Source organism: Allofrancisella guangzhouensis (genome assembly GCF_000815225.1).
Taxonomy (GTDB): Bacteria; Pseudomonadota; Gammaproteobacteria; order Francisellales; family Francisellaceae; genus Francisella; species Francisella guangzhouensis.
The window spans coordinates 632,984-657,354 of record NZ_CP010427.1; the positions used below are offsets into that span (position 1 = coordinate 632,984).

Below are 24,371 nucleotides of genomic sequence, written 5' to 3' on the forward strand. Positions count from 1 at the left end.
TTTTGTAGTTTGCTTTTAGATGTTTGATAGGATTTTTGCTCCTTTAATAATAGAGTCATCTTTTTTAGCAAAGCATAGTCTAAGCAAACCATTTCTAGGTTTTTCAAAAAGTGATGATACTGGTATTAGTCCAACACCATATTCTTTGATAAGTCTCGTAGCAAATTTCTCATCATCTTCATTGCTAATATTAGTATAATCTAGCATCTGAAAAGGTGAACCATGCCACTCTAGTAACTTAAAGTGAGAGTCTTTTAAATGTTGGCGTAATAAAGAGTGTTGTTGTTTATAAAGTTTATGAAGATTTTGGTAATATTCAGGGTGATCTAAAATTCCTTCAGCTAACGCTAGTTGCATAGGGTGGACTGCTGAAAAAGTCGAAAATTGTTTTACTGACAAAATATTTTTTATAATTTCACTAGGAGCTATCGCAATTCCTAAACGCCATCCTGTTAGGTTATAAGTTTTACCTAGAGATTGCAGCACTACTAGTTTATTTCTAAGGTCATAAATTTCTATGGCACTAGTAAAATTCTCATCGGCATAAATATGCTCATAAACCTCATCAGCTATAACTAAAATGCTTTTATTTTTAATGATTTTAGCAAACTCTAGGTATTCTTCTTTTGAAATGATGCTACCCATAGGATTATGAGGGGAGTTAAGAATAATAGCTTTAGTTTTATCTGTAATGGCGTTTGCTATAGCTTGTAAATCAATTTTACCGTTGGGCATTAGGCTTAATCTTATTGGTATACCTTGGTTGAGTTTTGTTAATCCTACGTAAGCATCAAATACAGGATCAAACATTATCACTTCATCATCCTTATCTACATACGCTGTAATAGCAGCAAATAATCCCTCGATAGCTCCAGTTGTAATAGCGACATTATCAATATCTATATCTACATCATAGCAATTTTTAGTTTTTTGAATTATAGCTTTTCGTAAAGCTAATGTGCCAGGAATTGGTGAATATTGGTTTTTACCTTGTTGCATGTAAAAGTTTGTACGATCAATCAGCCATTCAGGCGTATCAAAATCAGGTGCTCCTTGGGTAAAACTAATAGCATTATATTCAGCTGCCATTACAGCAAATTTTCCATATACGGATGGCGATGTGTCAATGTATGATTTTGGCTGGATCATAATTAAAAAAATGGAGTTAGGTTTATAAGAAGTATACTAGTATTTTAAGTTTGGTCAAATGGGTGGTAAGAACTTTAGACCTTTAAGATTTCTTTTAATTGTTTAATAGTAATTTCTTGTTTTTCTTGGGTTTTACGGTTTTTATATTCAATTAAACCTTGCTCAAAAAGCCTATCACCAATTATTATATGATGAGAATAACCAATCAAATCAGCATCAGCAAACATCACACCTGGACGATTACCGCGATCATCTAAGAGTACATCTATACCATTAGTAATTAAATCTTGATAAAGATTGTCAGAAACTCTCTTTACCTTCTCGGATTTGTTGTAATTAATTGGTAGTATAACTACTTGAAATGGTGCTATAGTCTCTGGCCAGATAATCCCTTTATCATCGTGGGACTGTTCTATTGTCGCAGCAATAACACGAGACACACCAAATCCATAACAACCCATTAGCATAGGCTTAGATTTACCATCTTGGCCAATAATATTAGCATTCATCGGTTTAGAATAAATATCCTCAAGCTCAAAAATATGGCCAACTTCTATGCCATTGGTTAATTCTAAAGTACCCCTACCGTCCGGTGAAATATCCCCAGCAACTACATTTCTAATATCAGCAACCTGATAGTTTATTACATCTCTATCCCAATCTACATTTATAAGATGATAATCATCCTCATTTGCACCACAACATAGATCTGTAATTGCCACAGCACTATAATCAGCAATTATGGGAATAGGGCAGTTATATATACCAAGCGAACCAGCATTAGCATTAAAAATTGAGAAAATTTCTTCTTTTGTAGCTAAAGTATACGGTGCTACTACTTGTTCTAGTCTATTGATTTTAGTTTCGTTAAGCTCATGATCACCACGTACAACTAGCGCAAAGAAATTGTTTCTAGCATCCCTTATCAGCATGGTTTTTACGGTCTGTTTTCTATCAAAATTCATATTGTTACAAAGGCTTTCAATAGTTTTGATATTTGGGGTATGAATTTTTTTTATATGGTTTTTAGAGGTCTTTTTTCTACTAAAATCTGGCTTTGCGTAAGTCGCTAATTCAATATTTGCCGCATAATCGCTGCAGGTGCTATAGCAAATAATATCTTCTCCAGCATTTGCTAGGACTTGAAATTCATGGCTGTTATCACCACCTATAGCACCCGTATCTGCTTTTACGGGGCGATATTCTAGACCGATTTTGTCCAATATATTACAGTAAGTTTGATACATTTTCTGGTAAGTGGTATGTAAGCATTGACTGTTTTCATGAAAAGAGTAAGCATCTTTCATAATGAATTCACGTGCACGCATAACTCCAAAGCGAGGACGGATTTCATCTCTAAATTTTGTTTGGATTTGATACAGGTTTAGAGGTAGTTGTTTATAGCTTTTGATAATATCTCTAGCCATGTCTACAATTGGCTCTTCATGGGTTGGACCATAGCAAAAATCTCTATCATGTCTATCTTTTAATTTTAGAAGTTCAGCACCAAACTTATCCCAACGGTGAGTTTCTTGTAAAAGTTCAGAAGGTAAAACACTTGGTAATAGTAACTCACTAGCTCCTGATTTATCCATTTCTTGACGAACAATATTTTGGATTTTTTGTAGTACTTTTAGTCCAATAGGTAACCAAGTATATACCCCAGAAGCCAATTTTTTAATTAGACCAGCTTTTAACATATACTGGTGACTAATAAGCACAGCTTCTTTAGGTAGCTCTTTTGTAGTAGCAATAAGGGTTTGAGATGCTTTCATGGTTTAGGATCTTACAAATAATAAAGTTGCTAGATTATAACAAAAAATAGTGACAAAATATAAGGAAAAAGACTATGATGGATGCAAGTTAGGAGATATGAAAGATTAAGGAAAACCACTTGCACCCATCAAAAGTCAGATTAAAACTAAGTCTTAATATAATTTGGTATAATTATGTATATAAATTAATACTCAATTTGTTTAATTATATATTGTAAAATTTATAAGTCAAGTTTTAAAAAAATAAAATTTCTCGGACAATTTCATTGAAGAAGAGCGTTGTTAGAAAATATTGTTTAATTTGTCTATAGGTTATTTGACGATTACATTTATTTAACTTGCAAGGGTATAAATATTTATTTATAAGCTTTCTTCGCACATTCCGCTACCTGCTAATCAGAATTAGTTATTTATGTAAAAACTTGACTATGAGACTGATACTCCAACAGAACAAAAATCAAAGTTTATATTATCTTTGTGGTAGTTTTAAAAAACTTACGTAATTCAACTTTCATAATTATAATAAAAAGAATTTTAAAATTATTTTATGTTACGTTTTGTATTTATAGTTATAATTTATTATAAATATAAATTATGTATTTATGCGATAATAAATAAACCAATTGTGGGAGAAGTATTATTAAGATGAATTATTATGATAAGCTAAAAGAAAATATAGAAGATATTTCCATCTATTGTGATTGGGGTAATTATTACAAGATTTTAGGTTTGCCAAGAGGATTATGTTTGGGGCTTGCTGCTATGTGGGGTCAGGCTTATTTAGCTGGTGATACTGACACATATTATCAAAGGCTTGGATTATTAACGCGTGATTATGCTTCCCAGCCGTTTAAATTTAATAATAAAGAATATAAGAACTTATCAGAACTTATTAATGATATAAGTGATTTTGAAAAAGAGATAGCAAAATTAAAGCCTGTTGGACAAGCAAATTTATATACTAGTATAGCTATTAACAGGAAAGAATATGAGCTTATTATATCTATAAGAGCTTTTTTGGATGGATTAGCTGCTTATCAAGAGCCTGGGAATACATTTCTAGCTGATAGGCATAATAAGGTTTATATTCAAAATACGTTAAAAAGTTCTAAGTATGTTTTAAATAAAAAATTAACATATATTGAAAGGAAAGTTTTTAGTGATCAGAACTCTCAAGTAACATATGAGGAGGTTTCACCACTTATAGAAATATATAATTATCCTTTTGTTGGAGAAGAAAAAGATTATATGAGATTTATAGGACCATTAATTAATAAATTATCCGAATGTTCATTTTATTCCTATGTTCAGTTAGGCAGTATTGATCATGCTATTGCTTTTAACTCTAGAAAAGAGCTATACGACGCTAATAATTTGAGGTCTGGTAGAGGTATAATCAAAGCCGTTAAAAGTACTCACATACAATATTTAGTTCGTATGATATTTAAGGCTTTTAGTTTTAATGCTAGATTGTAGTCTCAATGTTTATACTGATTCCGAAATGTACCTCATTAGGTGTTAAATAATTTAAACATTTTTTAGGTCTATTATTCAAGTCAATTTGCAACTTTCTAAGATACTGATGAGAGATATTACTAAAATCAGTACCTTTAGGAATAAATTGTCTGATATACCTATTCATGTTTTCATTTGTACCTCTTTGCCATGGACTATATGCATCTGCAAAGAATACTTTAATACCAGTTTTATTTGATAAATTTTTGTGTTTAGCAAACTCTTTACCATTATCAAAAGTAGCTGTGGTAATTTTATTACCATTTGATGCTCTGTATAAAATTTGGTTAATTGAACTAGCTGTTCTATCTTTAGCTTTGCCTAGAATTGTGAATCTACTAACTCTATCTACCATAGTCAAAATAGCTCCTTTATGATCTTTACCGACTATAGTATCACCTTCAAAATGATACAGCTCTTTTCTATCATTAGCTGCTTTAGGCCTTTGTGATATGTTGACTCTATCCTTTATCTTACCTTGATTTGAGGAGCCTTCTTTTTTGTATTTGTAACGCCTACCTTTGAAGAATAATAACTGTTTAAGGTTATGTCTTTGTATAAAGTTATAAACAGCTTTAAAACTTAGCTTAGCTATACCTTCATGCTTTAATCTACCACAAATTAACTCCGGTGATATTTTCTTTTTGAGTAAAGCTATTATCAGCTTTTTAACTTCATTAGTAAGTTTATGATTATTTGACTTTCTACGACTACAATACAACTTATGGGCTATCTCTGCAGAATAACTTTTACCTACTTTATTCCTTTTAAGTTCATTTATAACAGCTGTTTTACTAAATCCTATTTTATTAGCTATTGCTGCTTCTAAGTATCCTAATTTAAGTAAATTTTCTATATAATATCTATCTGAAAGAGTTAAATGTCTATGTGCCATTTTTAGTTCCTGTTCGTTTATTTAAGTTCTTCTCAAACCTAATAAACTACATCTGGAACTCTCTTTCAACTATTTTAAAACTTTCAGAATACAATCTAGCAATATAGAGCCAAATAATTTGTTAACTCTAAATGTATCAGTTTATGTAAGTCCTAAAAGTGATGCCAACATGTTTAGTGTGTACAGAGAAACTATTTTTAGAGAAAAACTTATAAATTATAGAGAGTATGTTATTAATATTCTAAATAAATATATAAATAATAGTGCTAATAAAATTTACAAAACAAGTGCTAAGAATATCCTAAATCAGCTGGAGGCTAGTATTGATAGTGCTTCAATTATATTTAGAGAAAGTGAAAGGTTGCAAAAAGAATATAATTTTATGCAATCTTACTATGATAATAATAAATACCTTTCATTACCAATACATAAGGTTGAATACCCTAAAGTTATTAGTAGCTTATGTCGAAGTTTTGAAATGATTTATACTAATGAAATTATAGGCGATAGTGATTATTATAAAAATGTTATATTGAGAGATATTTTAAATAATACCTGCTGTGTTAATACTAATATATTATACATAGCTTGTCTCTATGGTCATATAGAAATAGTTATTGAGCTATTGAAACATCCTAGGATTGATGTGAACAGAACTACAGCTGGCGTAACCCCTTTATGTATAGCCTGTGGAAGAAGTCATGCAGAAGTAGTTATTGAGCTATTGAAACATCCTAGGATTGATGTAAACAAAACTACGAATGCTGGCACAACCCCTTTATATGCAGCCTGTGTAAGAGGTCATACAGAAGTAGTTATTGAGCTATTGAAACATTCTAGGATTGATGTAAACAAAGCTACGAATGCTGGCGTAACCCCTTTATATATAGCCTGTGAAAGAGGTCATACAGAAGTAGTTATTGAGCTATTGAAACATCCCAGGATTGATGTGAACAGAACTACAGCTGGCGCAACCCCTTTCTATATAGCCTGTGAAAGAGGTCATACAGAAGTAGTTGAGTTACTATTGAAGCAACGTTCGTTAGCAACTGATGACAGTTCTGTCGCCAGTTATTTTATAGGAGGGTGTAGTATGAGTTCAAATAATCAAATCTTAGATTCTTTAAAAATCCATTTTTGGAAGCATAACATTAACACTCCATGTAATTTTCGACAAGAAAATGGGACTGTAGAATCCTTAACTCCTTTAATACAAGGGTGTCGTTTTATAAATAATAGAAGTATTAAATGGCTTTTAAATAATTATAGAGAATTAAACAATGCTACGATTTTTGAAAATATGTGTGCATTAAGATGGTACCAAACTAAAAAAAACAAGAGATTGCGTTATGATATAGATATAGAAAAAAGATTGAAGTTATTATTGAAGTAATGTTTTAAGTTTAGTGATCATTACAGTTTGTAATTCGAAGATGTTTCCAATTAATAAATGCTAAAGCTAACTTGTTATGAACGCTGAAAAGGTCTGAAATTTGTTAATTCATGTAAAGGAGTGATATTTTACCTGTATAATCGTCAGCTTATAGCTTCTAAATAGTGACAACTACCGAGTGACAACTACCGGAAAAGTAACTAGTAGGTTCCTTGGTTTAGCTTGAAAACATTTAGAGTCATCTAGCATTCATAGCTTAAAAAAAAGGAGGAGATAAATACAAAAACCAGAAGACTCTAAATATAAAAAACTACTTTATGAAAAATAAAACTTGTGGCTCCCCGAGACGGACTTGAACCGCCGACCAATTGATTAACAGTCAACTGCTCTACCGACTGAGCTATCGGGGAACAACATGGAGTATTCTATAGTCATTTACTTGTACTGTCAATACATATTTTATTTTTTTGGCGTTTTTTTAATTGTTTATTGGATACTTCTTTATAGTCTCAGTGGACCTTGTACACGTTGATTTTCTATAGTCTAAACCCTAATGTAGTTTTCATAATTATGTCTAGAGATACGCAAGCTAATTTTTATCTATAAATTTCTATCTTTCGGTAGTTTAGCTATTAAAGTAAGACCCCCATCAACTGAAGCAACTAGCTTAGCGTAATTTTTTATTTATTCATTGAAATAATATTAAATTAACTATAATATATATTAACTTAAAAAATTTAAATTTTAAAAATATATATAAATAAAATTATTATTTAGACATAGGAAGCAAGGGTAACCAATATGAAAAAAACTATTTTATGTGTAGCAACTATTTTAATGACGTCTTCTTCATTATGCTATTCATTTGACATTTATGATGGAGTAACTTGGCGTAAGGGTTCGGTAATAGGTTTGAAAGGTGACCAAACGTTAGTGAATTGGCAAGAGAATTGGAAAGATGGTGGTGGGCCACAGACGCTTGTAGGTAACGGTATGATAGTTGAATATTATAATGGTTTCAAGTATGGTACGCTCAGTCCTCATGATCATTGGCGGGCTAACATTAAACAAATTTCAACAAATTGGCAAGAAATTCCATCACCTGTCCATGATTGGCAAGCAAGTGTAGAGACAGTTGTAGGTTTAGATAGTGGAGCAGTTGGATATTATGATGGTTCGAAGTGGATTGAGTTACATGATGATAGTTGGGTTAACCCAGTTAACCAAATGTCGGTGAATTGGCAAGATGAAGGTAGGCCGCAGATAGTGGTGGGTTTAGGTGATGGACATATAATTGGTAGTGACGCTGGAGCAGTTGAGTATTATAATGGTTCATATTGGACTGAGTTACATGATAATAGTTGGAAGTCTCCAGTTATACAAATGTCAGTAAATTCGCAAGGTGAAGGTAGGCCACAGGTAGTTGTAGGTTTAGATAGTGGAGCAGTTGAATATTATAATGGTTCATATTGGACTGAGTTACATGACGCTGGTTGGAAGTCTTCAGTGCTGCAAATGTCAGTAAATTGGCAAGGCGTTAATAAGATTGATATTGATTTTAGTAAGCATCAAAAGGTAATTGATATTAGTAAGCTACAGCCAGTGCCAGTTGAAGTTGTTAATCCACAGATAGTTGTGGGTTTAAAGAATAGTGCAGTTGAGTATTATAATGGTTCAAAGTGGATTGAGTTACATAATAATAGTTGGGTTAATCCAGTTAATCAAATGTCAGTGAATTGGCAAGGTGATGGGAATCCACAGGTAGTTGTGGGTTTGGGTAATGGACATATAATTAGTAGTGACGCTGGAGCAGTTGAGTATTATAATGGTTCAAAGTGGAATGAGTTACATGATAATAATTGGAAATCTCCAGTTAATCAAATGTCAGTGAATTGGTTCGGTGATGGTAACCCACAAGTAGTTGTGGGTTTAGATAGTGGAGCAGTTGAATATTATTATACTGGTTCAGAGTGGACTGAGTTACGACAGGGTAAGATCAGCACGATACATTTTGAGGTAAATAGTGACATGCGACCAGTTAATTATATGTCTGTGGAGTGGCGTGGTAATGGCCTTATACGTGGAATAGTTGTATCTAGTTAGTTTGCGTTCTTTAGTCGGGACTATCTATAATTTCTTTACCACGGTCGGAGCTTAGCGAATTCATAAAGTTTATAAGCTTTGCAATTTATGTTAATATGAGAAAATTATTATCCTTAAGGTTCTAGAAAAGCCAAGAGTGTAAATGCAAAATCAAGTTACTCAAAGACAACAAAATTTAATTGAAGAATTATCTTTTTTCGAAGACTGGGAAGATAAGTATGATTATATAATATCTCTAGGTAAGCAATTACCACCTTTTTCGGAAGAGAAAAAAGTGCAACAAAACCTAGTTAAAGGATGTCAATCGCAAGTTTGGTTTGATAGTAATATAATAAATGATAGATTACATTTTATAGCGGCAAGTGATGCTTTGATAGTCTCTGGCCTGATAGGGTTACTCCTTAGAGTTTATAACGATTCAAAGCCTAGTGATATATTACAATCAACCACAGACTTTATAAAAGAGATAGGCTTTGGTAGTAATTTGAGTGCTACTAGAGCAAATGGACTCAAGTCCATGTTAGACTATATATATTCACAGGCATTTAAATACCAGTAAATGGATATATTAATTGCTCGCCCATACGATGATGCTAAGCAACTTGCTGAATTATTTGAGGCTAGTGGTTTATCAGTGGGTATATTGCCATCTATAAAAATAGTGCATAAAAAAATAAATCTTAAAATTGAAAATTTCACTGATTTTGCATTTACAAGTAAGTATGCAGTAGAAAGCTTATTTAGGCAATATTTGCCAGCTACTTTCGTCGATAAGTCGATATACAGTGTTGGTGCTACTACAGCAAACTACCTTAGAAACTTTAGCCTTAATGCAAAATACCCAAATGAATATAACTCAAGGGAACTGTTTAAGCTTATTTCAGAGCAGAGCTTATCTGATAGGAAGTTTGCTATTTTTTCAGGTGTTGATGGTAATGATTATTTAGAAAAAGAAATAAATAAACACACAATCTGTCAAAAGTTTGAAACTTATGAACGTGCTTTTGAGAGTAAAGAATTTTTACACACTAAGTATTTAAAGTTGTGGCGGGGTAAACAGCCTAAGTTTGTAATAACAACAAGTATTGATGTATTTAAATCTTTAAATAGAATTTTTGAAAAAATACCTGCACCGAACGATAGTATAGTTACTATAACAAGCACAAAAATGCTAAAATTTGTTTATTCACAAGGTTTTTATAAAACCTTAGAACTTGAAAACCCGAGTAATGAGCATATTTGTGCAAAAATACTACAACATATAGAGGCTAATGATTATGTCAGTAGAGAAAAATAATCAAAATAGTTATCCAAAAGATAATAGAAACCCAACTGCAAATACCAAATCTAACATAGTGATAGCAAAGTTTAGCTTGTTGGGGTCTTTGGTTGCTATAGGCTTATCTGGATATGTGATTGTTAATTTAACTTTAGAATCTAAAAAATCCCAACAAATAAACCAAGCTTACGGAAAACTACAAACACAAGTTGACCAGTTAAAAGCTATACAGGCTAGTCAAATAAAATTTATAGAGCAAGGAAGCTTTCTAGCACAGGCTCAGCAAAGTAGTTTAAAAGCTGTTCAAAGTCAGTTAGAAATATTAAATAACCAAATTGCTACTCCAACTAAAGATCTATATATGCAAATGAGTATTATTAATATTCAATCAGCTATTGATTATTTGACGTTGGCAAAAGATGTAGCTTTATTTAATGGAAATATAGTTAAAGCTAGAGAGTTGGTGGGCATTGCTTTTAGTAAGATAGAGGCAAGTAAGGTTGCTAATTTAAGTGCAAATGATATGCAAAATATTAAAAAGTCTTTGGAGCAATATAATTCTAGAAGTGATATTATTAAGAATTTTGTTAATATACAGCAACAAGTAGGTAAACTTATTTATATAACGCCGGAAAATTTATTCCAAACTAAAAATAAGTCCATAGAGTCTAATAAATATTTAAACTTTTTAAGTTCAGTTATTCAGATACAAGATATTCCAAAAAACCAAAAATTAGTATCAACTAACGAAGCTAAATATGTGGTTGCGAGCAATCTTTATAATGCTGTAATAGCCTTACAAAATGCTGTCTATGCTAATGATCAAGCTACTATAGATAAAGCTAAAGCAAGTCTGCTGCTGATTTTGCAACAAAACTTTATTCAAAATCAGGACGCTAAAAATTTAGAAAAAATCATTACAAATATAAATGCTCAAGATAGACAAAATTTAAATGATAGGCTAGATAATGCTATTGAAACTTTGGTTAAACAGCAGAACCAACTTTTAGTAGGTAGTAGCAATTTAGTAGAGTATAAGCAAAAGGAAGTAGAAAATGATGAAAATTTTTAAGCTTATATTTGTAGTCGCTGCAGCTACAGTAATAGGTATCTGGGCGACTAAATATCATGGATTTATAATGCTTGTTTTAGCAGATAAGTCTATAAAAATAAATTTAGTTGCTTTTGTTTTTATGCTTGTAATTATAATTTTTCTTACAGTTTTTGGTTATAGGTTTTTTAGGTTGCTACTTAGCTTGCCTTATCTTATATTTAGTTGGTTTATAGGTTTGTTTTTAGTTAATAAGCGGGAAAAATTTGTTGACCTTATGGCAGATATTTTATTAGAGCATAACGAGCTTATATCTAAAACTGGCCTGTCTAAGCTTATTAAATTTACACCTAAGTATTTGCAAGATTACGTGGTGTTTAAAAAAATAAGTATTCTTATTGAAAACAAAGACATAAAAGCTCTTGAACTTGCAATTAAACAGCTTGATAATCATACTTTTGTTTACAAGTTTTTCGAGGCGTATTTACAGTATTTGATGAATAAAGTTTCAGATGCCCAAATTAGCGTAAAAGCACTTTTGACTGAGCGTAATAGTAAGTTTTTACCAAATATAGTCAATTTAGCAGCAAAGGTAACTTTAGCTAATAGTGACAATAACTTTGCGTTATTCATCTTAGAAAAGTATAACCCTTATTTAGAAACCAAAAATGAAGAAGCTTTAATAGTATTAGTATTAAAAGAAGCAAAAAATGTTAGTCAATTAACAAATGTATACAATAAGTGTGATGCTACTGCGACATTAAATAGAATATATGTTGAGCAACTTTTAAAATTTAATGATACTTCTACGGCTCAGAAATTCATGAAAAAACAGTTAGGTAATTTAGAGATTGATTCAAAAATGCTCTATATGTATGTTAATGCTTTTAATATAGAAATTTTTAAGTTATATTCAAAAGTTTGTAACGAGGCTAATAAAAACTATGACAGCATGCTTACTTTGTTAAGCTTAGCTATGATGAAGTCAGATATTCAAAGCTTCAAAATGGTTTATCAATATATTGAGACCAACATTAAAGCATTTTTACCACAGTATGAGTTAGAAAAATACCAACATATACTATGTAGGTTTTATATAAAAAACGGTAGTGTAGCAGGTATAGATTTATCAGAAGCTAGACTTGTTTATGGTAAATATTAGAAAAAATATGTTAATTAAAAGGTGGTTTTTGGATAACAATTTACGAAATTATCAATATTTATTGTATGATCAACAAAACGCTATAGTAGTTGATCCTTTAAAATCAGATCTTTTCAGTGATTTTATTACTGATAACAACCTTAATCTAAAAGCTATACTAATAACCCATAAACACGCCGACCACATCGCAGGTGTCAAAAAACTTAAGCAGGGTTTTCCAACTGCTAAAATATATGCTTATGTGAGTAACGATTTATTTGAGCCGGATCTTTATGTCAAAGATAATGACTATATAGACCTTGAGTTCACTAAGTTTAGAGTGTTATACACTCCGGGCCATATATCTGACCATGTGAGTTTTTTGTTTAATGAAGAAAAAGTTCTTTTCTGCGGAGATACCTTATTTAATGCAGGGGTTGGTGGCGTACATGCGCAATCAGCAAATATTAATCAGCTGTATGATTCTGTTGTTAAGATAACTAAATTAGATGATGATATAAAAGTATATCCAGCTCATGATTATTGGAAAAATAATTTAGATTTTGCATTAAGTGTTCTTCCGGATGATAGTTATTTTAATCATTACAAAAGTCAAGTTGTAAGGCTTGAAGCTGAAGATAAGCCAATATTAGATTTAGCAGAAGAGAGAAAACTTAATATCTTTATTCGGTCTATAGATGATAAAGCTCTTCAAAGAGCATTACCAGAGTATAAATTAGGTAGAGAGATGTTTATTAAGCTAAGAGAATTAAAAAATAATTTTTAGCTTGGCTCTTTTGTAGTTTCTTTAGATTTATTGCTGTCATCTTCTTTAAGTTCGATTTTTGTTTTACTTATTTCTCTAGTAAAGCCTCCATTTAAACCAATCCGTTGGAGTTTAATAATATCTGGTGCCATAGCTCTAGTACTATTATAAGGACCAATATACATTCTAATCCAATTTCCTACATGCTCAAATTTAGGTTCAAGACCAGCCTCTTTCATTTTCTTAACGTAGTAAGTAGTTTCATTCATATTTCTAAATGATGCTATTTGGTATACATAGGTGTAGTTATATTGGGCTCTTTGTGCTTGAGGTTTAGCATCTATCACTACACTTTCGTTTTTTAAATTATCGTAAAATGTAAAAACCATATCATTATTATCATTTTTTAGGTTGGTTTTTCGTTTGCTATCTACTTGCTCATTAGTATCTTTTTGTTTTTGTTGGACAGTAGTGTTAGTCTCAATTTGAGTTTCTTCTTGGTTTTTTTGTTTTTTGAGATGTTTGTTTATAATTTTAGAAGCAACAGCAATGCTTAGTAAACTAACAATAGCTAAAACAATAATTTTTTTTCTTCTCGTGTTGGACGTGATAGGTTTTTGTGTTTGCCCTAAAGAGTCCTTTGGTTTTTGGGGAATATTCAGTCTAGAGAGATCTTTCATAAGTTATAAAATTTTATTAAACTAACTTGGCGTTTAAGCTATTAATGTTATACTAAAAAAGATTATAATTAATAGTTGCATAAAAATATATAGAGTTTTTATATGAGTTTTAAGAAAAATGATACGTTTGTAGTTTGCGGGTTTAGTGATAATTGTCCAAAAGCATTTAGGGATAAAATAATAGCAATGGGCGTGATAGAAGGGCAGCAAATGAAAGTTATAAATAAATCAGTTCTAGGTGGACCTATAGCTTTTGAGACAAATTGTGGCATATTTTCGTTACGAAAAAAAGATTTAGAATTTTTAAAGTTGGAAAAACTAGGTTAACAAACCAAAAAGGAAAGGTATGAAGTTAAGGAAAATATTTTTATTAGCATCAGTTTGCATGGCAACGTTTAATACATCTAGTTTGTTTGCAACAGATATTAATAGTAGCACACAAATTCAGCAGTCTAGTAGTGAATATAAAATTATTGAAAAAATAGTAATGAGTAATCTAGATTCATTATTTCCATACCAAACTCAAATAACAGTTGGCAATATTAAGCGTGAAAGTGATGGCGAAATTATAATAGAGGATATATTAGTTATCAGTGGGGATAAGAACCCAAATCTCTCTATAAATGAAATAATAACAAAAAATTTAGATTTCGGGAAAAATGTAACTAAAGATGCTGTTATAAAGGTTAAGGGTCTTAGCATTACTAATTTAGCTACTTCAGTTGCTAATAGTAATGTAGTTAGTGCTCAGATAAATCCAAATAGTCTTGCAGATAATAAAGGTCTATTTAGTGTCATAATGAATAACCTTGGACAGAATATATATAATTTAGAATTGGATTATGATAGTAGTGATAAAACCTTAGATTTTAAACTTGATTCTACAAATAATAATAAGAAATTTTTCCAAAGTGAATTAGAGTTATATAATATTGATTTGTCAAATATAGTTGTAGATTCAGATTTTTTAGCTAGCTTAGAAGATGCTGCTCAACAAGCAAACTTAAAAGAGTTTGAATTTAATTTAGATTTATCAGAATTAATAAGAGAAGTTTCAGTCCAATATTTGGGTAAAAATTATGAGAAAAAGCCAACTTTTGAGGTTAAAGGAGCCTTAGGAGAGCGAAAAAACCAATTTAGCTTAAACATGAATGGTAAGCTAGGCTTAAGTGACTATGTGGACTCTAGTCTGGTTGTAGATGGTGTTAATCTGGCGGATACTAAATTAAAAGATTTTTTTACAGATTACGAGCACATCTTAAAGGATGCGTACATTTCATCAACAAAAGATGACACAAATATAATTTTTGAGTTTGATAGTAATTCATTTGACAAAAATTCACCTCTCCAAGCTATTTTTGAAATCATAGGGAGAAAAGATATCCATTTAAATATAAACTCTAAAAAGGATTATAGTACTGGCTCAGCATATAATTCAAGTTTAAATATAGTGAGTAAAGGTTTGGCTTCTTTAAATACTAACTATCAGGGAATAGTTGATGGCAAGCTTAATATACTATCATATATGGGTGCGTCTAGTTCTAAGGGTATGAATAGTCTTTATAAATGTAAGAACCAGCTATGTATTTCTAACTTAAATATTAATTTTGTTAATCATGGCTTATTAGAAATACTTGCTAGATATACTAATAAAGACCCTAACACTACACCTCAGCAAATTCTAGGTTCTTATGGCGCTTTATTACAGCTTATGGCAGCACAGCAGAAAGATGTATTTTTACAGAAAGTGTTATCATCTTTTGCTATATTTTTGCAAAATCCACAAAATATTAGTATACACGCTAAAGCAAATAAGCCACTAAATCAAAATTCATTACTAGAGATGTTAGTAGAGGATGCAGAAAATATCAGTAATAATAATTCGGTGAGAAATGGTAAGGTAAATTTAAATAATAACACTAATTTGAAAATTCTTGGTAATATTCAAAATTTGTTTAAGATTAGTTTTGATGTTAATAAGTAGATATAAGTAACATTTTCTTTTAATTAAGACCATATCAGTATTGACAATATTCCAAAATAAGGTAATATATGACTTTATAAAGCGGGAATAGCTCAGTGGTAGAGCACAACCTTGCCAAGGTTGGGGTCGCGAGTTCGAGCCTCGTTTCCCGCTCCACGCTTTTTGTATGTGTGGTCGAGTAGCAAAATGGTTATGCAGAGGCCTGCAAAGCCTTGGACGCCGGTTCGATTCCGGCCTCGACCTCCAAAACACATGCCCGGGTGGTGAAATTGGTAGACACAAGGGACTTAAAATCCCTCGGAGCTTAACCTCCGTGCCGGTTCGAGTCCGGCCCCGGGCACCATTTTATTGTTTCAATAAATTAAAATTAATTCCAATGTACTGATAGAAAGTAGTAGCTAATTATGATTGCTGGCAAGGCTCATGTTAAATAACTCACCTTACGCAAAAGATTGTAAATTTTAAAAAGATATTTAGAATACTGGACATAGGAAAAAATTCTGTTTTTTAAGAAATGGACAAGGATTTACTAGATATATACACAGATTATCTTATAAGCCAAACTAAGTATGCTACGGCTACAAAATTATCAGATATATTAGATCAAGAAGTATCACATGACAAAATAACAAGGTTTTTAAGTAAGTCAGATTTAACAAGCTTAGAATTTTGGAAATATATAAAGCCTTTGGTTAGAAAACATAACAGCGAATACGATGTTCTTTGTTTGGATGATACAATTGGTGAAAAGCCAAGTACAGATGAAAATGATATAGTCTGTTGGCATCACTCTCATGCTAAAGGTGTTCATGTAAAGGGTATTAATATAGTCTCATGTATGCTTAGTACATCAAACTTATCTATTCCTATAGACTATGAGATAGTGAAAAAGGATGAGCGATATTATGATGAAAAAGATAAACGCTATAAAAGAAGATCTAAAGTTACTAAAAACCAAATGTTTCAAAACATGATAAATCGAGCAGTTATTAATCATGTTAAGTTTAAATATATTTTGGCAGATAGCTGGTTTTGCTCTAAAGATAATATGAATTTTATACATCACACATTATCGAAGAAATTCATACTTGGTATGAAGTCAAATAGAGTTGTTGCCTTGAGTGATTATGCTAGAAAGAGTAAGGATTTTATTAAACTCTCTGAACTTGATATTGCTGATGGAGAATCTTTAAAGATATGGCTTAAAGATATGAATTTCCCTGTACTTTTAACAAAAAAGATTTTCATAAACGAGAACGGTACAAAAGGAATTTTATACCTTGTAACAAATGATTTAGAAATAGATTCTAATCAGTTATATCATGACTATCAAAAAAGATGGCAAATAGAGGTTTATCATAAATCAATTAAGCAAAATACTTCTTTATCAGCACCACCAACTAAAGTTGAGAAAACTCAAAGAAATCATATTTTTTGCTCATTAGTAGCTTTTTGTAAACTAGAAATGCTCAAGATAAAAACTTCACTAAACCACTTCGCTCTGAAATATAAGCTCTTGGTTAGATCTAATGCTATTGCTCTTAAGCAACTATATGAAATTAGAAATTCATAACTAAAATGCGTAAGGTGAGTAAATAAAAAATCATCTTTTCCAAGCTCTATAACTCTTAATAGAGCTGATACTTTGTTTGAGGCTAAATCCTCAACTTCAACAAGTGAGCTATACAACATGGCAGTTGTAGAGTCATTATTCACAATCAGAATGCGACGCACCATCGTTCTATAAACCCTAAAAATCCGATATTCTCAAACAGTCATACAATCATCTTGTAATTAATAATTATAGGGTGAAAACATTGAGTAGCAACAAAAATGGCTTAATAGGTTATGTCAAAGAAACGGTTGAGGGAGTTACTCCTACAAATCCGGAAATTAAAATACTTCAAGTAATTCCTGAAGGCACAACTATTAACAATGAACCAATAACTATAGAAAGTGAATTAAGAACATCTGGAAGACGTGCTAATGGTTCAGAGCAGGTAGGCCTAAATGTATCTTCTAATATTGAATCAGAATTAAAGTTTGGCTCGCATAAAGAGTTCATTGGGGCAGTATTATGTAATGACTGGGTCGAGCAAAATAGATCGGCTATAACAACTATCAGTGGAATAGATATTATTGTTACTGATAATACTGGCTTTGCTGTTGATGATGTTGTTGGTTGCAAAGGTTCAAAAGCTGTTATTACAGCTGTTGATGTTGACGGTGTAACAATCACAGTTGATACAGCTCTAGCTAATGCTGAGGTTGATTTAGATCTTGTCAAAGTTGGTGTACAAGCTGATGCTAGTGATGTGAATACTTTAGCTGATGGTATAGATAGTACATTGCTTGATTATACATCTTTGGGCTTAGCTAATGGTGTACATATTAAATTATCGGGCTTTGCTACAGAAGCTAATAATAATTATGTTAGGGTTAGAAATATAGCAACTAATAAGCTTACTCTTGATAATCTTCCTACTGGCTGGAATGCTGGAGAAACTGGAACTATTCAAATTCTATGGGGTGATTACGTTATTGATGGCGATATTAGAAAGTCTTATACGTTACACCAAAAAATAGATACTAACCCTATATCTTATGAATATAGCTCTGGACATAGCCTTAATACTATGAACTTAGCTTTAGATACAGCATCTAAAATTAATACTACATTTACAACTATAGGAAAGACCGCTGAAGAGTTTGTTACTTCTAAAAAATCAGGTCAAACAGAGGTAGCGTTATATAACTCTAACATTATGAATACATCTAGTAATATCGGGCGCTTATTCATTAATGGTTTAGAGCTTGGCGGTACTAACTATGTATCTTCTATGAATATCGAGGTTAACAATAATATAGAAGGCAAAGGAGCTATTGGCTACTACTACAATGTCCAAACATCTTTTGGCGATATGGCTATCACTGGCAATATCACAATGCTACTTAATGATATATCAATTGTTAATGCTATACGTAATGGGACCATTTTTGGTGTTTTAAGTGTATTTGCTAGAAATGGTCAAGCTCAAATATTTGATGTACCAGCTATTAAGCTTAATAGTGAAACCATCGGTAATGATGGCAATGATGTGACTATCTCTAGTGATTATTCAGCGTTACCACATGAATATATGCAACACATGGCAGTTTTTCAGGAAATAGAGGCTTACTAGTTTAGTTCTCTAGATTCTTCATATAGGCTATCTGTTTTGAAATATTCCTTATTTTCCAATTGTTTAAAGAAGTTTTTCAGGTATGGTTTAACGTCAAATTTTTTTTTATTATTCTCAAATGTTAATAGGATTGTGTAATCTTCTAAAGGCTTCACATCTATTACTTTATGCATGGTAAAAAATCAACTTAATATGTCCTTAATTGCTGGTAATAGATCGTTATTTTCTTCTATCCTTAGCATTCTAATGTCTTTTACGCATGCAGAGAACCAGGGGAATTTAATAGCCATTCTTTGTACTACAGTAACACAAGTAACAGCATTTATATTATCATTTCCAAAATATGTACTTCCTTGTTGCCACGTGAAATTATTAGCCTCTAAAAACCTTCTGACCTCACTATAAGCATTGTTGTACTTATCCTGCGAATATTGTTGATTTAGACAGTTCGTGTCTATATCAAAAGTTATTGCATACATTTTTAATTGCTCCTCTTTGTTATCAGAATTATACCATAAATCCGAGGTTTAAAAACAGTCATATTATTACTCTATGTTATTAGGAGCCATAGAATATAAAAATGCTAGGATGAGGCTTCCATTCTAGCACCAATTTAGGAGCAATAATAATGAATAAAATATTTAACCTTAAGGTAGATAAAGAGCAATCAAAAGGCAAATGGTTTGACTTCTATGTAGACGATATTTACATGGGTCAAGTCAAGATATCATGTGCTAAGAAAAACAAAGAGTTTGCTAAAGAGATATTAGAACTTAATACAAAGTATTCTGGCGACATCAAAGCTGGTAGAAACGAAGATGTTTTATTAGAATCTCTATACTCTGCTTATACTAAAGAGGTGTTCTTAAGTGTTAAAGATTCTCATGGTGTGGAACATAATTTATCTGTAGAAGATAAAATCAAGATGCTTAAAGATGAGGATACTGGTGCAGAACTGTTTAGCTTTATCCAAGATAAGTCAGCTAAGATATCTAACTTTTTAGAAGAGAAGAAAGAGGAGATAGTAAAAAAGTAACTAAATTTATAACCTTTCAACTCAAGAATGGCTATAAAAATAAAAATCTTCAAAAATTTATAGATATAGCAAGAAGTGTTGGAGATTATGAGACTGTATATAGACTTACACAACAGTTAGAAAATGACTCATTAGAACAAGAATACTTATTTTATGTTGTGGCTTTTAATGATCTTTCTAGATGTAGAAACATTGGAGAATATCCTCAGTCTATAAGTTACTTTGATTGTGTTAATTATGCTAAGCGTTTTAATATAAGTGATGAAGAGTTTTTTATAGAAGTTATACAGAATATAGATGATAAGTTTTTAAGTGAAATATCTAATATGAGGGAGGCCGAAATAAAAAAAGCAAATGGCAAAAAACATTAATTTTAAACAGCTCGCTAAAGAGTTGGATAAATTATCTAAGTCAATTGATGTGTCAACGAAAGATATGATGAATACTTATGCACTATCTTTACAAAAAGATATTATAGAAAGATCTCCAGTGGATAAAGGATTGTATCGCGGCAGTCATATGATAACTATTGGATACCCAAGCAATTATTATAGCGTTGACCAAAAAGATAATATATCTCAAAGTGTCGTATCATTAAGTAACAGAAAAACCAAAGATTCCATATATATACAGACTAATCTACCTTACTCGGTAAAAATAGAAAAAGGCTACTCGAAACAGGCACCAGATGGTGTTTATAGTCAGGCTTTAGAAGAAGTAAAACCACCAAAATTCAAACTCAAAAAATAGTCAAAATCCGAACTTAACTGGTAGACATATACTTTCAAATAAAATCTATTCTATTGCCTATGTCTCAAAATTTTAATGTAGCTATCAAGATTACGGAAACTGGTGCTGAATTAGCTGGTAAATCTATTCGCAATATGAGCATTAGAGTTACTCAAGCTACTAAAGCTATGGCTGGACTTACTGCGGCATTAGGTGCTGTTGCTGGTGGTGCAGCAAAAATTGTTGGAGATTTCGCAAAAACAGCCGATTCATTAGCTAAGACTTCAAGAGCGACTGGTGTTAGTGTTGAGTCACTTCAAAAATGGGAATATGTTGCTGGACAGTCTGGCGTTGCTGCTGATAGTATGCAGAACGCAATCAAGCAATTTGCTTCAAGTATGGGACAGGCTGAGCGTGGCATGGGTAGAGCTTTGCCTTTGCTTGATAAACTTGGTATTCAATTCAGGGATGTTAACGGAAATATCAGAGATACAGAAGCATTAATGTACGACGTTGTTAGTGCGTCAGAAAATCTTTCTAAAGTTGAGCAGTTAGATATTGCAAGACAATTATTCCAAAATGCAGACTTTGCAGTTGTATTACAAAATAGCGTTGATGATATTAAGAACCTTGGCAATAACATGAGTGACCTAGGTTTAATAACCTCAAAGAATGCGGCAGATTCAGAAGTCTATATTGATTCTATGGACAACCTCAAACGATCTTTTGCAGGAGTTGGGTTTGAAATTTCTACCTCCCTAATACCTCTACTCTTGGATATTATTAAGTCCACTACTGATTGGATCAAGACTAATAAAGAATGGATATCACAGAATATATCAGGAATTATAGAGGGTATAGTTGGCGCTTTTCAAGTACTTGTAAGTATTATTAAAGATGTTTTTGGTGCATTTGGCGACTTAACTGATGCTCTAAACATAACGGGTAATACTGGTCTATCTGTTGGAGAAATTATAGGTAATACATTCAAGAATATTGCCATAATAATTAGAACTGTTATAGAAGCAATTAAAGTTGCATTTAAGTCAGGAATTTTATTTATAATCCATATATTTGAGTCTTTATGGAATAAAATACAGATTATAAGTGTATATATTGAAAATGTTTTTAAAAATCCAATTAAAACAATACTATCATTATTCAATCACTTGCTAGTTGGAATACTTGGTATCTTCAGTAAGATAGCGAATGTAATTGCACGCATAACTGGCTCAGAAACATTCAAAGGGATACAACAAGGTATAGATAACCTTCAATCAAGTATAGCCGCCAGTATTGATTTTGGTAATGATGCTGCTAATGAAAGAATAAAACAATTATCACGTGAGGGAGCTGCTTTAGAAAAGGCTTACCTTGATTCTCAAAAAGAAATAATAATTAGCTCAGCCGAAAATATCGTAGAAACCACTTATAAATTATATGGTACTGATGAAGCTAAAAAACAACTTAATGAAGTATCTAGCGCGGCTAATGCAACAAATATAGCTGTTCAGAATGTTGCTAATGTTCAATTTAATGAAGTTAATTTCTTAAAATCTCTAGGATTAGAAGATAATAAGATAAAAGATATTATTACTAACTTAAATACTCTTAGGGGTGCACAAGATAAATTATCAAAAGAAACATCTAATTTAGCATCTGCACAACTTGGGTTACAACTCTTAGATTCTATAGGTATTACAGATGCCACCACATTATTATCAGCAACTGAACAGTTAGCATTACAACGTGAAGAATTAGAAAGATTAAAACAAGTTGCAGAGGCTACAGGTGTACCATTGGAGAAGTTACAAGAGCAACTAACTAAAACAGGACAGTCACAAGATACACTATCAGCAAGCATTAAGAACTTTGATTTTTCAGCGCTTCAAGCTATTACATTTAGTGATTTATTAGCAGATAGCATTAACGCCATGGGTAATAATATAGCTAATACTATAAGTGATGTTATAGCTGGGAATAAGTCATTAGCTGATGGTTTCCGTGATATGACAGCTAAGATATTGACTGACATATCAGCACTAATAATTAAGATGCTAGTGTTTAAGGCTATTATGTCCAGCTTACAGGGCTTAGGTTTTGGTACTGGTGGTGGGTTATTAGGCGGATTGTTTGGTTTTTCTGACGGTGGATTAGTTGGTTCGAGTGGTGCTAGAGTAGGTTTTGCAGATGGTGGATACACTGGTGATGGTGGCAAGTACGATGTTGCAGGTATAGTTCATAAAGGTGAATACGTTGTACCCAAAAATCTAGTGGCTCCAAACATTGATGTTATCAGAGGGTTGGAAGCTCAAAGACTAGGGCGTAGAGGTTTTGCAACAGGTGGTCCAGTAGCAACAAGCATACAATCATCAAAAATAGTACAACCAACTGCTCAAGCTAACAACAATCAACAATCAAACATGAAGATAATTGTTGTGATGGATAGAGATCAGTTAGCTGAAGAATTAGCGAATTCACAAGGTTTCGAGACACGCATAGTCAATATAGCTAGAAGAAATAAGCAGGAGATTAATTCTTAGAAAGAAACCTTTCTTATGTCTCTATAGAAATTTTCATGTGAGCCAATTTTTAATAATGTTAATGTAATAGTTTCGTCATTATAGTTATAGCCAAGCAGTATAAGCTGATTATTTATTTTGAACTTGTACACTCTTAAAAAGTCTAAATCTCCTTTCTTTTGTTCTCCTATACTGGGATTGCTAGCGATAAGTTTTACAGCGTTATCTACTTCTTTTTTATCTTTGATAGATAGTTTTTTTATATATTTTTTGAACGTATTGGTTTGTTTAATTTTCAAACTCATAATCTTCTACCAGTCCATTATCCATCTCAGCTTTTGCTACTAAACTTCCAATAACAAAATCATAAGGCAGGTCCGGGTTTTCTTCTACAATTCTACCAATCATAGCCCAATGTTCTATTTGGCTTGCACAAGATCGGTGCATAACCTTAGCTATTGTTTTTGCTTTAATTACTAAATCATCTGATAATCTAACTGACAAAGCCATATTTTTAGCCCTTATTAAATGTTAATGAGTTGATTATACATCATTTTGCGATTAATTGCGATTTTTAATATATAAAAATCCAAAACTTTAGATTTATTTTATAATTTATCTAGGTTTTATTCTAATTCTATTCTTAATGTATTGGCGTGTTGAAATCTAAAGCTGACAGTTGCAAATTTTGTTAAAATATGTGTAGTAAAAAGTTACGTGAAATTTATTTAGCTATAAATCAAATAGAAATGATAAGTCTTAATGATTTAGTAGCGAGGAATCATACCTATCGTAAGTTTGTATCTACTTGGAATTTTAGTAATGTTGCTAAGAAATTAAAGAGATTTGAAAAGGATAAATTCTTCTAGGAGAGAAATTTGTATTTTAAAAAAATAATTTAGCCTTGTTCCCTATATTGTTTTAATAGAGTGTTAGAGTCAGTACTATTTTTCTGAGAAGAAGAGTTTTCCTCTTGAGTATTTTGTATATTGGATTGCATTAGTTGTAAATTTTTTGCGTAAATCCCAGTAAAAGACAAGGATGCTAATAACACAAAGCCTATAATTTTTTTCATAGTTTATTCCTTTTATTTCCGTTTTTTCCATTATACCCCTAATCCTAGATATGTTCAATATAATTTTTTGAATTTTGCTAGTTATGGTGAAACTAT

The 24,371-nt window shown here is 31.6% G+C and carries 26 protein-coding genes and 4 tRNA genes; 20 read left to right on the forward strand and 10 right to left on the reverse strand.

Going from position 1 to position 24,371, the window contains the following annotated elements; genetic code table 11:
* Nucleotides 1-15 precede the first annotated feature (15 nt).
* The gene (locus tag SD28_RS02970; protein WP_039123958.1) at nucleotides 16-1,149 is read right to left on the reverse strand and encodes an aminotransferase class I/II-fold pyridoxal phosphate-dependent enzyme; all 1,134 of its coding nucleotides are present in this window, start codon (nucleotides 1,147-1,149) and stop codon (nucleotides 16-18) included.
* A gap of 74 nt (nucleotides 1,150-1,223) precedes the next feature.
* The gene (locus SD28_RS02975) at nucleotides 1,224-2,924 is read right to left on the reverse strand and encodes a proline--tRNA ligase (protein ID WP_039123961.1); all 1,701 of its coding nucleotides are present in this window, start codon (nucleotides 2,922-2,924) and stop codon (nucleotides 1,224-1,226) included.
* 645 nt (nucleotides 2,925-3,569) lie between these two features.
* Between SD28_RS02975 and SD28_RS02980 the strand changes: the two genes are divergently transcribed.
* Nucleotides 3,570-4,400: a hypothetical protein gene (locus SD28_RS02980; protein ID WP_039123963.1), complete on the forward strand. Its 831-nt coding sequence runs from the start codon at nucleotides 3,570-3,572 to the stop codon at nucleotides 4,398-4,400.
* On the opposite strand, the gene SD28_RS02985 is transcribed toward SD28_RS02980, so the two are convergent.
* The gene (locus tag SD28_RS02985; RefSeq protein ID WP_039124962.1) at nucleotides 4,390-5,334 is read right to left on the reverse strand and encodes an IS30 family transposase; all 945 of its coding nucleotides are present in this window, start codon (nucleotides 5,332-5,334) and stop codon (nucleotides 4,390-4,392) included. The two genes, SD28_RS02980 and SD28_RS02985, sit on opposite strands and share 11 nt — an antisense overlap.
* 169 nt (nucleotides 5,335-5,503) lie before the next feature.
* Between SD28_RS02985 and SD28_RS02990 the strand changes: the two genes are divergently transcribed.
* On the forward strand, nucleotides 5,504-6,727 hold the full coding sequence (locus SD28_RS02990) for an ankyrin repeat domain-containing protein (RefSeq protein ID WP_039123965.1): 1,224 nt from the start codon (nucleotides 5,504-5,506) through the stop codon (nucleotides 6,725-6,727).
* Nucleotides 6,728-7,061: 334 nt separating this feature from the next.
* Here the strand turns inward: SD28_RS02990 and SD28_RS02995 are convergent.
* Nucleotides 7,062-7,137 (reverse strand) — tRNA-Asn (locus SD28_RS02995).
* 391 nt (nucleotides 7,138-7,528) lie between these two features.
* On the opposite strand from SD28_RS02995, the gene SD28_RS03000 reads away from it, so the two are divergent.
* The 6 genes from SD28_RS03000 to SD28_RS03025 all read left to right on the forward strand — a co-directional run bounded on the left by SD28_RS03000 (nucleotide 7,529) and on the right by SD28_RS03025 (nucleotide 13,088).
* Nucleotides 7,529-8,830: a hypothetical protein gene (locus tag SD28_RS03000; protein ID WP_039123967.1), complete on the forward strand. Its 1,302-nt coding sequence runs from the start codon at nucleotides 7,529-7,531 to the stop codon at nucleotides 8,828-8,830.
* A gap of 142 nt (nucleotides 8,831-8,972) precedes the next feature.
* Entirely contained in the window at nucleotides 8,973-9,389 is a 417-nt protein-coding gene (locus SD28_RS03005; protein WP_039123969.1) for a SufE family protein, read from the forward strand.
* Nucleotides 9,390-10,127, forward strand: a complete 738-nt coding sequence (locus SD28_RS03010) for a uroporphyrinogen-III synthase (RefSeq protein WP_039123971.1) — start codon at nucleotides 9,390-9,392, stop codon at nucleotides 10,125-10,127. It begins immediately after the preceding gene.
* Complete coding sequence (locus SD28_RS03015) at nucleotides 10,108-11,181, forward strand: hypothetical protein (RefSeq protein ID WP_052251866.1); 1,074 nt, start codon at nucleotides 10,108-10,110, stop codon at nucleotides 11,179-11,181. Before SD28_RS03010 ends, SD28_RS03015 begins: the two co-directional genes overlap by 20 nt.
* The gene (locus tag SD28_RS03020; RefSeq protein ID WP_039123973.1) at nucleotides 11,165-12,322 is read left to right on the forward strand and encodes a hypothetical protein; all 1,158 of its coding nucleotides are present in this window, start codon (nucleotides 11,165-11,167) and stop codon (nucleotides 12,320-12,322) included. The genes SD28_RS03015 and SD28_RS03020 overlap by 17 nt, the downstream gene beginning before the upstream one ends.
* Nucleotides 12,323-12,329: 7 nt before the next feature.
* Nucleotides 12,330-13,088: an MBL fold metallo-hydrolase gene (locus SD28_RS03025; protein WP_039125743.1), complete on the forward strand. Its 759-nt coding sequence runs from the start codon at nucleotides 12,330-12,332 to the stop codon at nucleotides 13,086-13,088.
* On the opposite strand, the gene SD28_RS03030 is transcribed toward SD28_RS03025, so the two are convergent.
* Entirely contained in the window at nucleotides 13,085-13,747 is a 663-nt protein-coding gene (locus tag SD28_RS03030) for an SPOR domain-containing protein (protein ID WP_039123975.1), read from the reverse strand. The genes SD28_RS03025 and SD28_RS03030 overlap by 4 nt on opposite strands.
* A 102-nt stretch (nucleotides 13,748-13,849) precedes the next feature.
* Between SD28_RS03030 and SD28_RS03035 the strand changes: the two genes are divergently transcribed.
* The 7 genes from SD28_RS03035 to SD28_RS03065 all read left to right on the forward strand — a co-directional run bounded on the left by SD28_RS03035 (nucleotide 13,850) and on the right by SD28_RS03065 (nucleotide 18,913).
* A complete protein-coding gene (locus SD28_RS03035; RefSeq protein ID WP_039123977.1) occupies nucleotides 13,850-14,074 on the forward strand; it encodes a FeoA domain-containing protein in 225 nt (74 codons plus the stop codon).
* Nucleotides 14,075-14,093: 19 nt separating this feature from the next.
* On the forward strand, nucleotides 14,094-15,731 hold the full coding sequence (locus SD28_RS03040; protein ID WP_039123979.1) for a hypothetical protein: 1,638 nt from the start codon (nucleotides 14,094-14,096) through the stop codon (nucleotides 15,729-15,731).
* Between the two features lie 81 nt (nucleotides 15,732-15,812).
* Nucleotides 15,813-15,887, forward strand: a tRNA-Gly gene (locus SD28_RS03045).
* Nucleotides 15,888-15,903: 16 nt separating this feature from the next.
* Nucleotides 15,904-15,977 (forward strand) — tRNA-Cys (locus SD28_RS03050).
* A gap of 8 nt (nucleotides 15,978-15,985) precedes the next feature.
* Nucleotides 15,986-16,074 (forward strand) — tRNA-Leu (locus SD28_RS03055).
* A 171-nt stretch (nucleotides 16,075-16,245) separates the two neighbouring features.
* The gene (locus SD28_RS07870; RefSeq protein ID WP_039123982.1) at nucleotides 16,246-17,304 is read left to right on the forward strand and encodes an IS701 family transposase; all 1,059 of its coding nucleotides are present in this window, start codon (nucleotides 16,246-16,248) and stop codon (nucleotides 17,302-17,304) included.
* A gap of 244 nt (nucleotides 17,305-17,548) precedes the next feature.
* A complete protein-coding gene (locus SD28_RS03065; RefSeq protein ID WP_039123984.1) occupies nucleotides 17,549-18,913 on the forward strand; it encodes a phage tail tube protein in 1,365 nt (454 codons plus the stop codon).
* Here SD28_RS03065 and SD28_RS07915 read toward each other — a convergent pair.
* Nucleotides 18,910-19,086, reverse strand: coding sequence for a DUF2442 domain-containing protein (locus tag SD28_RS07915; protein ID WP_084593806.1), 177 nt, complete (start codon nucleotides 19,084-19,086; stop codon nucleotides 18,910-18,912). The two genes, SD28_RS03065 and SD28_RS07915, sit on opposite strands and share 4 nt — an antisense overlap.
* Before the next feature lie 9 nt (nucleotides 19,087-19,095).
* Nucleotides 19,096-19,392, reverse strand: coding sequence for a virulence factor (locus tag SD28_RS03070; protein ID WP_039123986.1), 297 nt, complete (start codon nucleotides 19,390-19,392; stop codon nucleotides 19,096-19,098).
* A gap of 149 nt (nucleotides 19,393-19,541) precedes the next feature.
* On the opposite strand from SD28_RS03070, the gene SD28_RS03075 reads away from it, so the two are divergent.
* The 4 genes from SD28_RS03075 to SD28_RS03090 all read left to right on the forward strand — a co-directional run bounded on the left by SD28_RS03075 (nucleotide 19,542) and on the right by SD28_RS03090 (nucleotide 23,221).
* Nucleotides 19,542-19,949: a hypothetical protein gene (locus SD28_RS03075; protein WP_039123988.1), complete on the forward strand. Its 408-nt coding sequence runs from the start codon at nucleotides 19,542-19,544 to the stop codon at nucleotides 19,947-19,949.
* 158 nt (nucleotides 19,950-20,107) lie between these two features.
* Nucleotides 20,108-20,320 (forward strand): hypothetical protein, encoded by a 213-nt coding sequence (locus tag SD28_RS03080; RefSeq protein WP_039123991.1) that lies wholly within the window; start codon nucleotides 20,108-20,110, stop codon nucleotides 20,318-20,320.
* Nucleotides 20,304-20,699 carry an HK97 gp10 family phage protein gene (locus SD28_RS07780; protein WP_052251867.1) on the forward strand — a complete coding sequence of 132 codons (396 nt, stop codon included), beginning with the start codon at nucleotides 20,304-20,306 and terminating at the stop codon, nucleotides 20,697-20,699. Before SD28_RS03080 ends, SD28_RS07780 begins: the two co-directional genes overlap by 17 nt.
* Nucleotides 20,700-20,758: 59 nt before the next feature.
* On the forward strand, nucleotides 20,759-23,221 hold the full coding sequence (locus tag SD28_RS03090; RefSeq protein WP_039123993.1) for a hypothetical protein: 2,463 nt from the start codon (nucleotides 20,759-20,761) through the stop codon (nucleotides 23,219-23,221).
* Here SD28_RS03090 and SD28_RS03095 read toward each other — a convergent pair.
* Together SD28_RS03095 and SD28_RS03100 are read right to left on the reverse strand one after the other, a co-directional pair.
* The gene (locus tag SD28_RS03095; RefSeq protein ID WP_035718702.1) at nucleotides 23,218-23,505 is read right to left on the reverse strand and encodes a type II toxin-antitoxin system RelE/ParE family toxin; all 288 of its coding nucleotides are present in this window, start codon (nucleotides 23,503-23,505) and stop codon (nucleotides 23,218-23,220) included. The genes SD28_RS03090 and SD28_RS03095 overlap by 4 nt on opposite strands.
* A complete protein-coding gene (locus SD28_RS03100; protein ID WP_035718705.1) occupies nucleotides 23,489-23,710 on the reverse strand; it encodes a TA system antitoxin ParD family protein in 222 nt (73 codons plus the stop codon). The genes SD28_RS03095 and SD28_RS03100 overlap by 17 nt, the downstream gene beginning before the upstream one ends.
* 188 nt (nucleotides 23,711-23,898) lie before the next feature.
* On the opposite strand from SD28_RS03100, the gene SD28_RS08070 reads away from it, so the two are divergent.
* Complete coding sequence (locus SD28_RS08070; protein WP_157698624.1) at nucleotides 23,899-24,069, forward strand: hypothetical protein; 171 nt, start codon at nucleotides 23,899-23,901, stop codon at nucleotides 24,067-24,069.
* Nucleotides 24,070-24,098: 29 nt separating this feature from the next.
* Here SD28_RS08070 and SD28_RS07990 read toward each other — a convergent pair whose 3' ends face one another.
* The gene (locus SD28_RS07990) at nucleotides 24,099-24,275 is read right to left on the reverse strand and encodes an endoglucanase (protein WP_096334701.1); all 177 of its coding nucleotides are present in this window, start codon (nucleotides 24,273-24,275) and stop codon (nucleotides 24,099-24,101) included.
* Nucleotides 24,276-24,371: the final 96 nt, after the last annotated feature.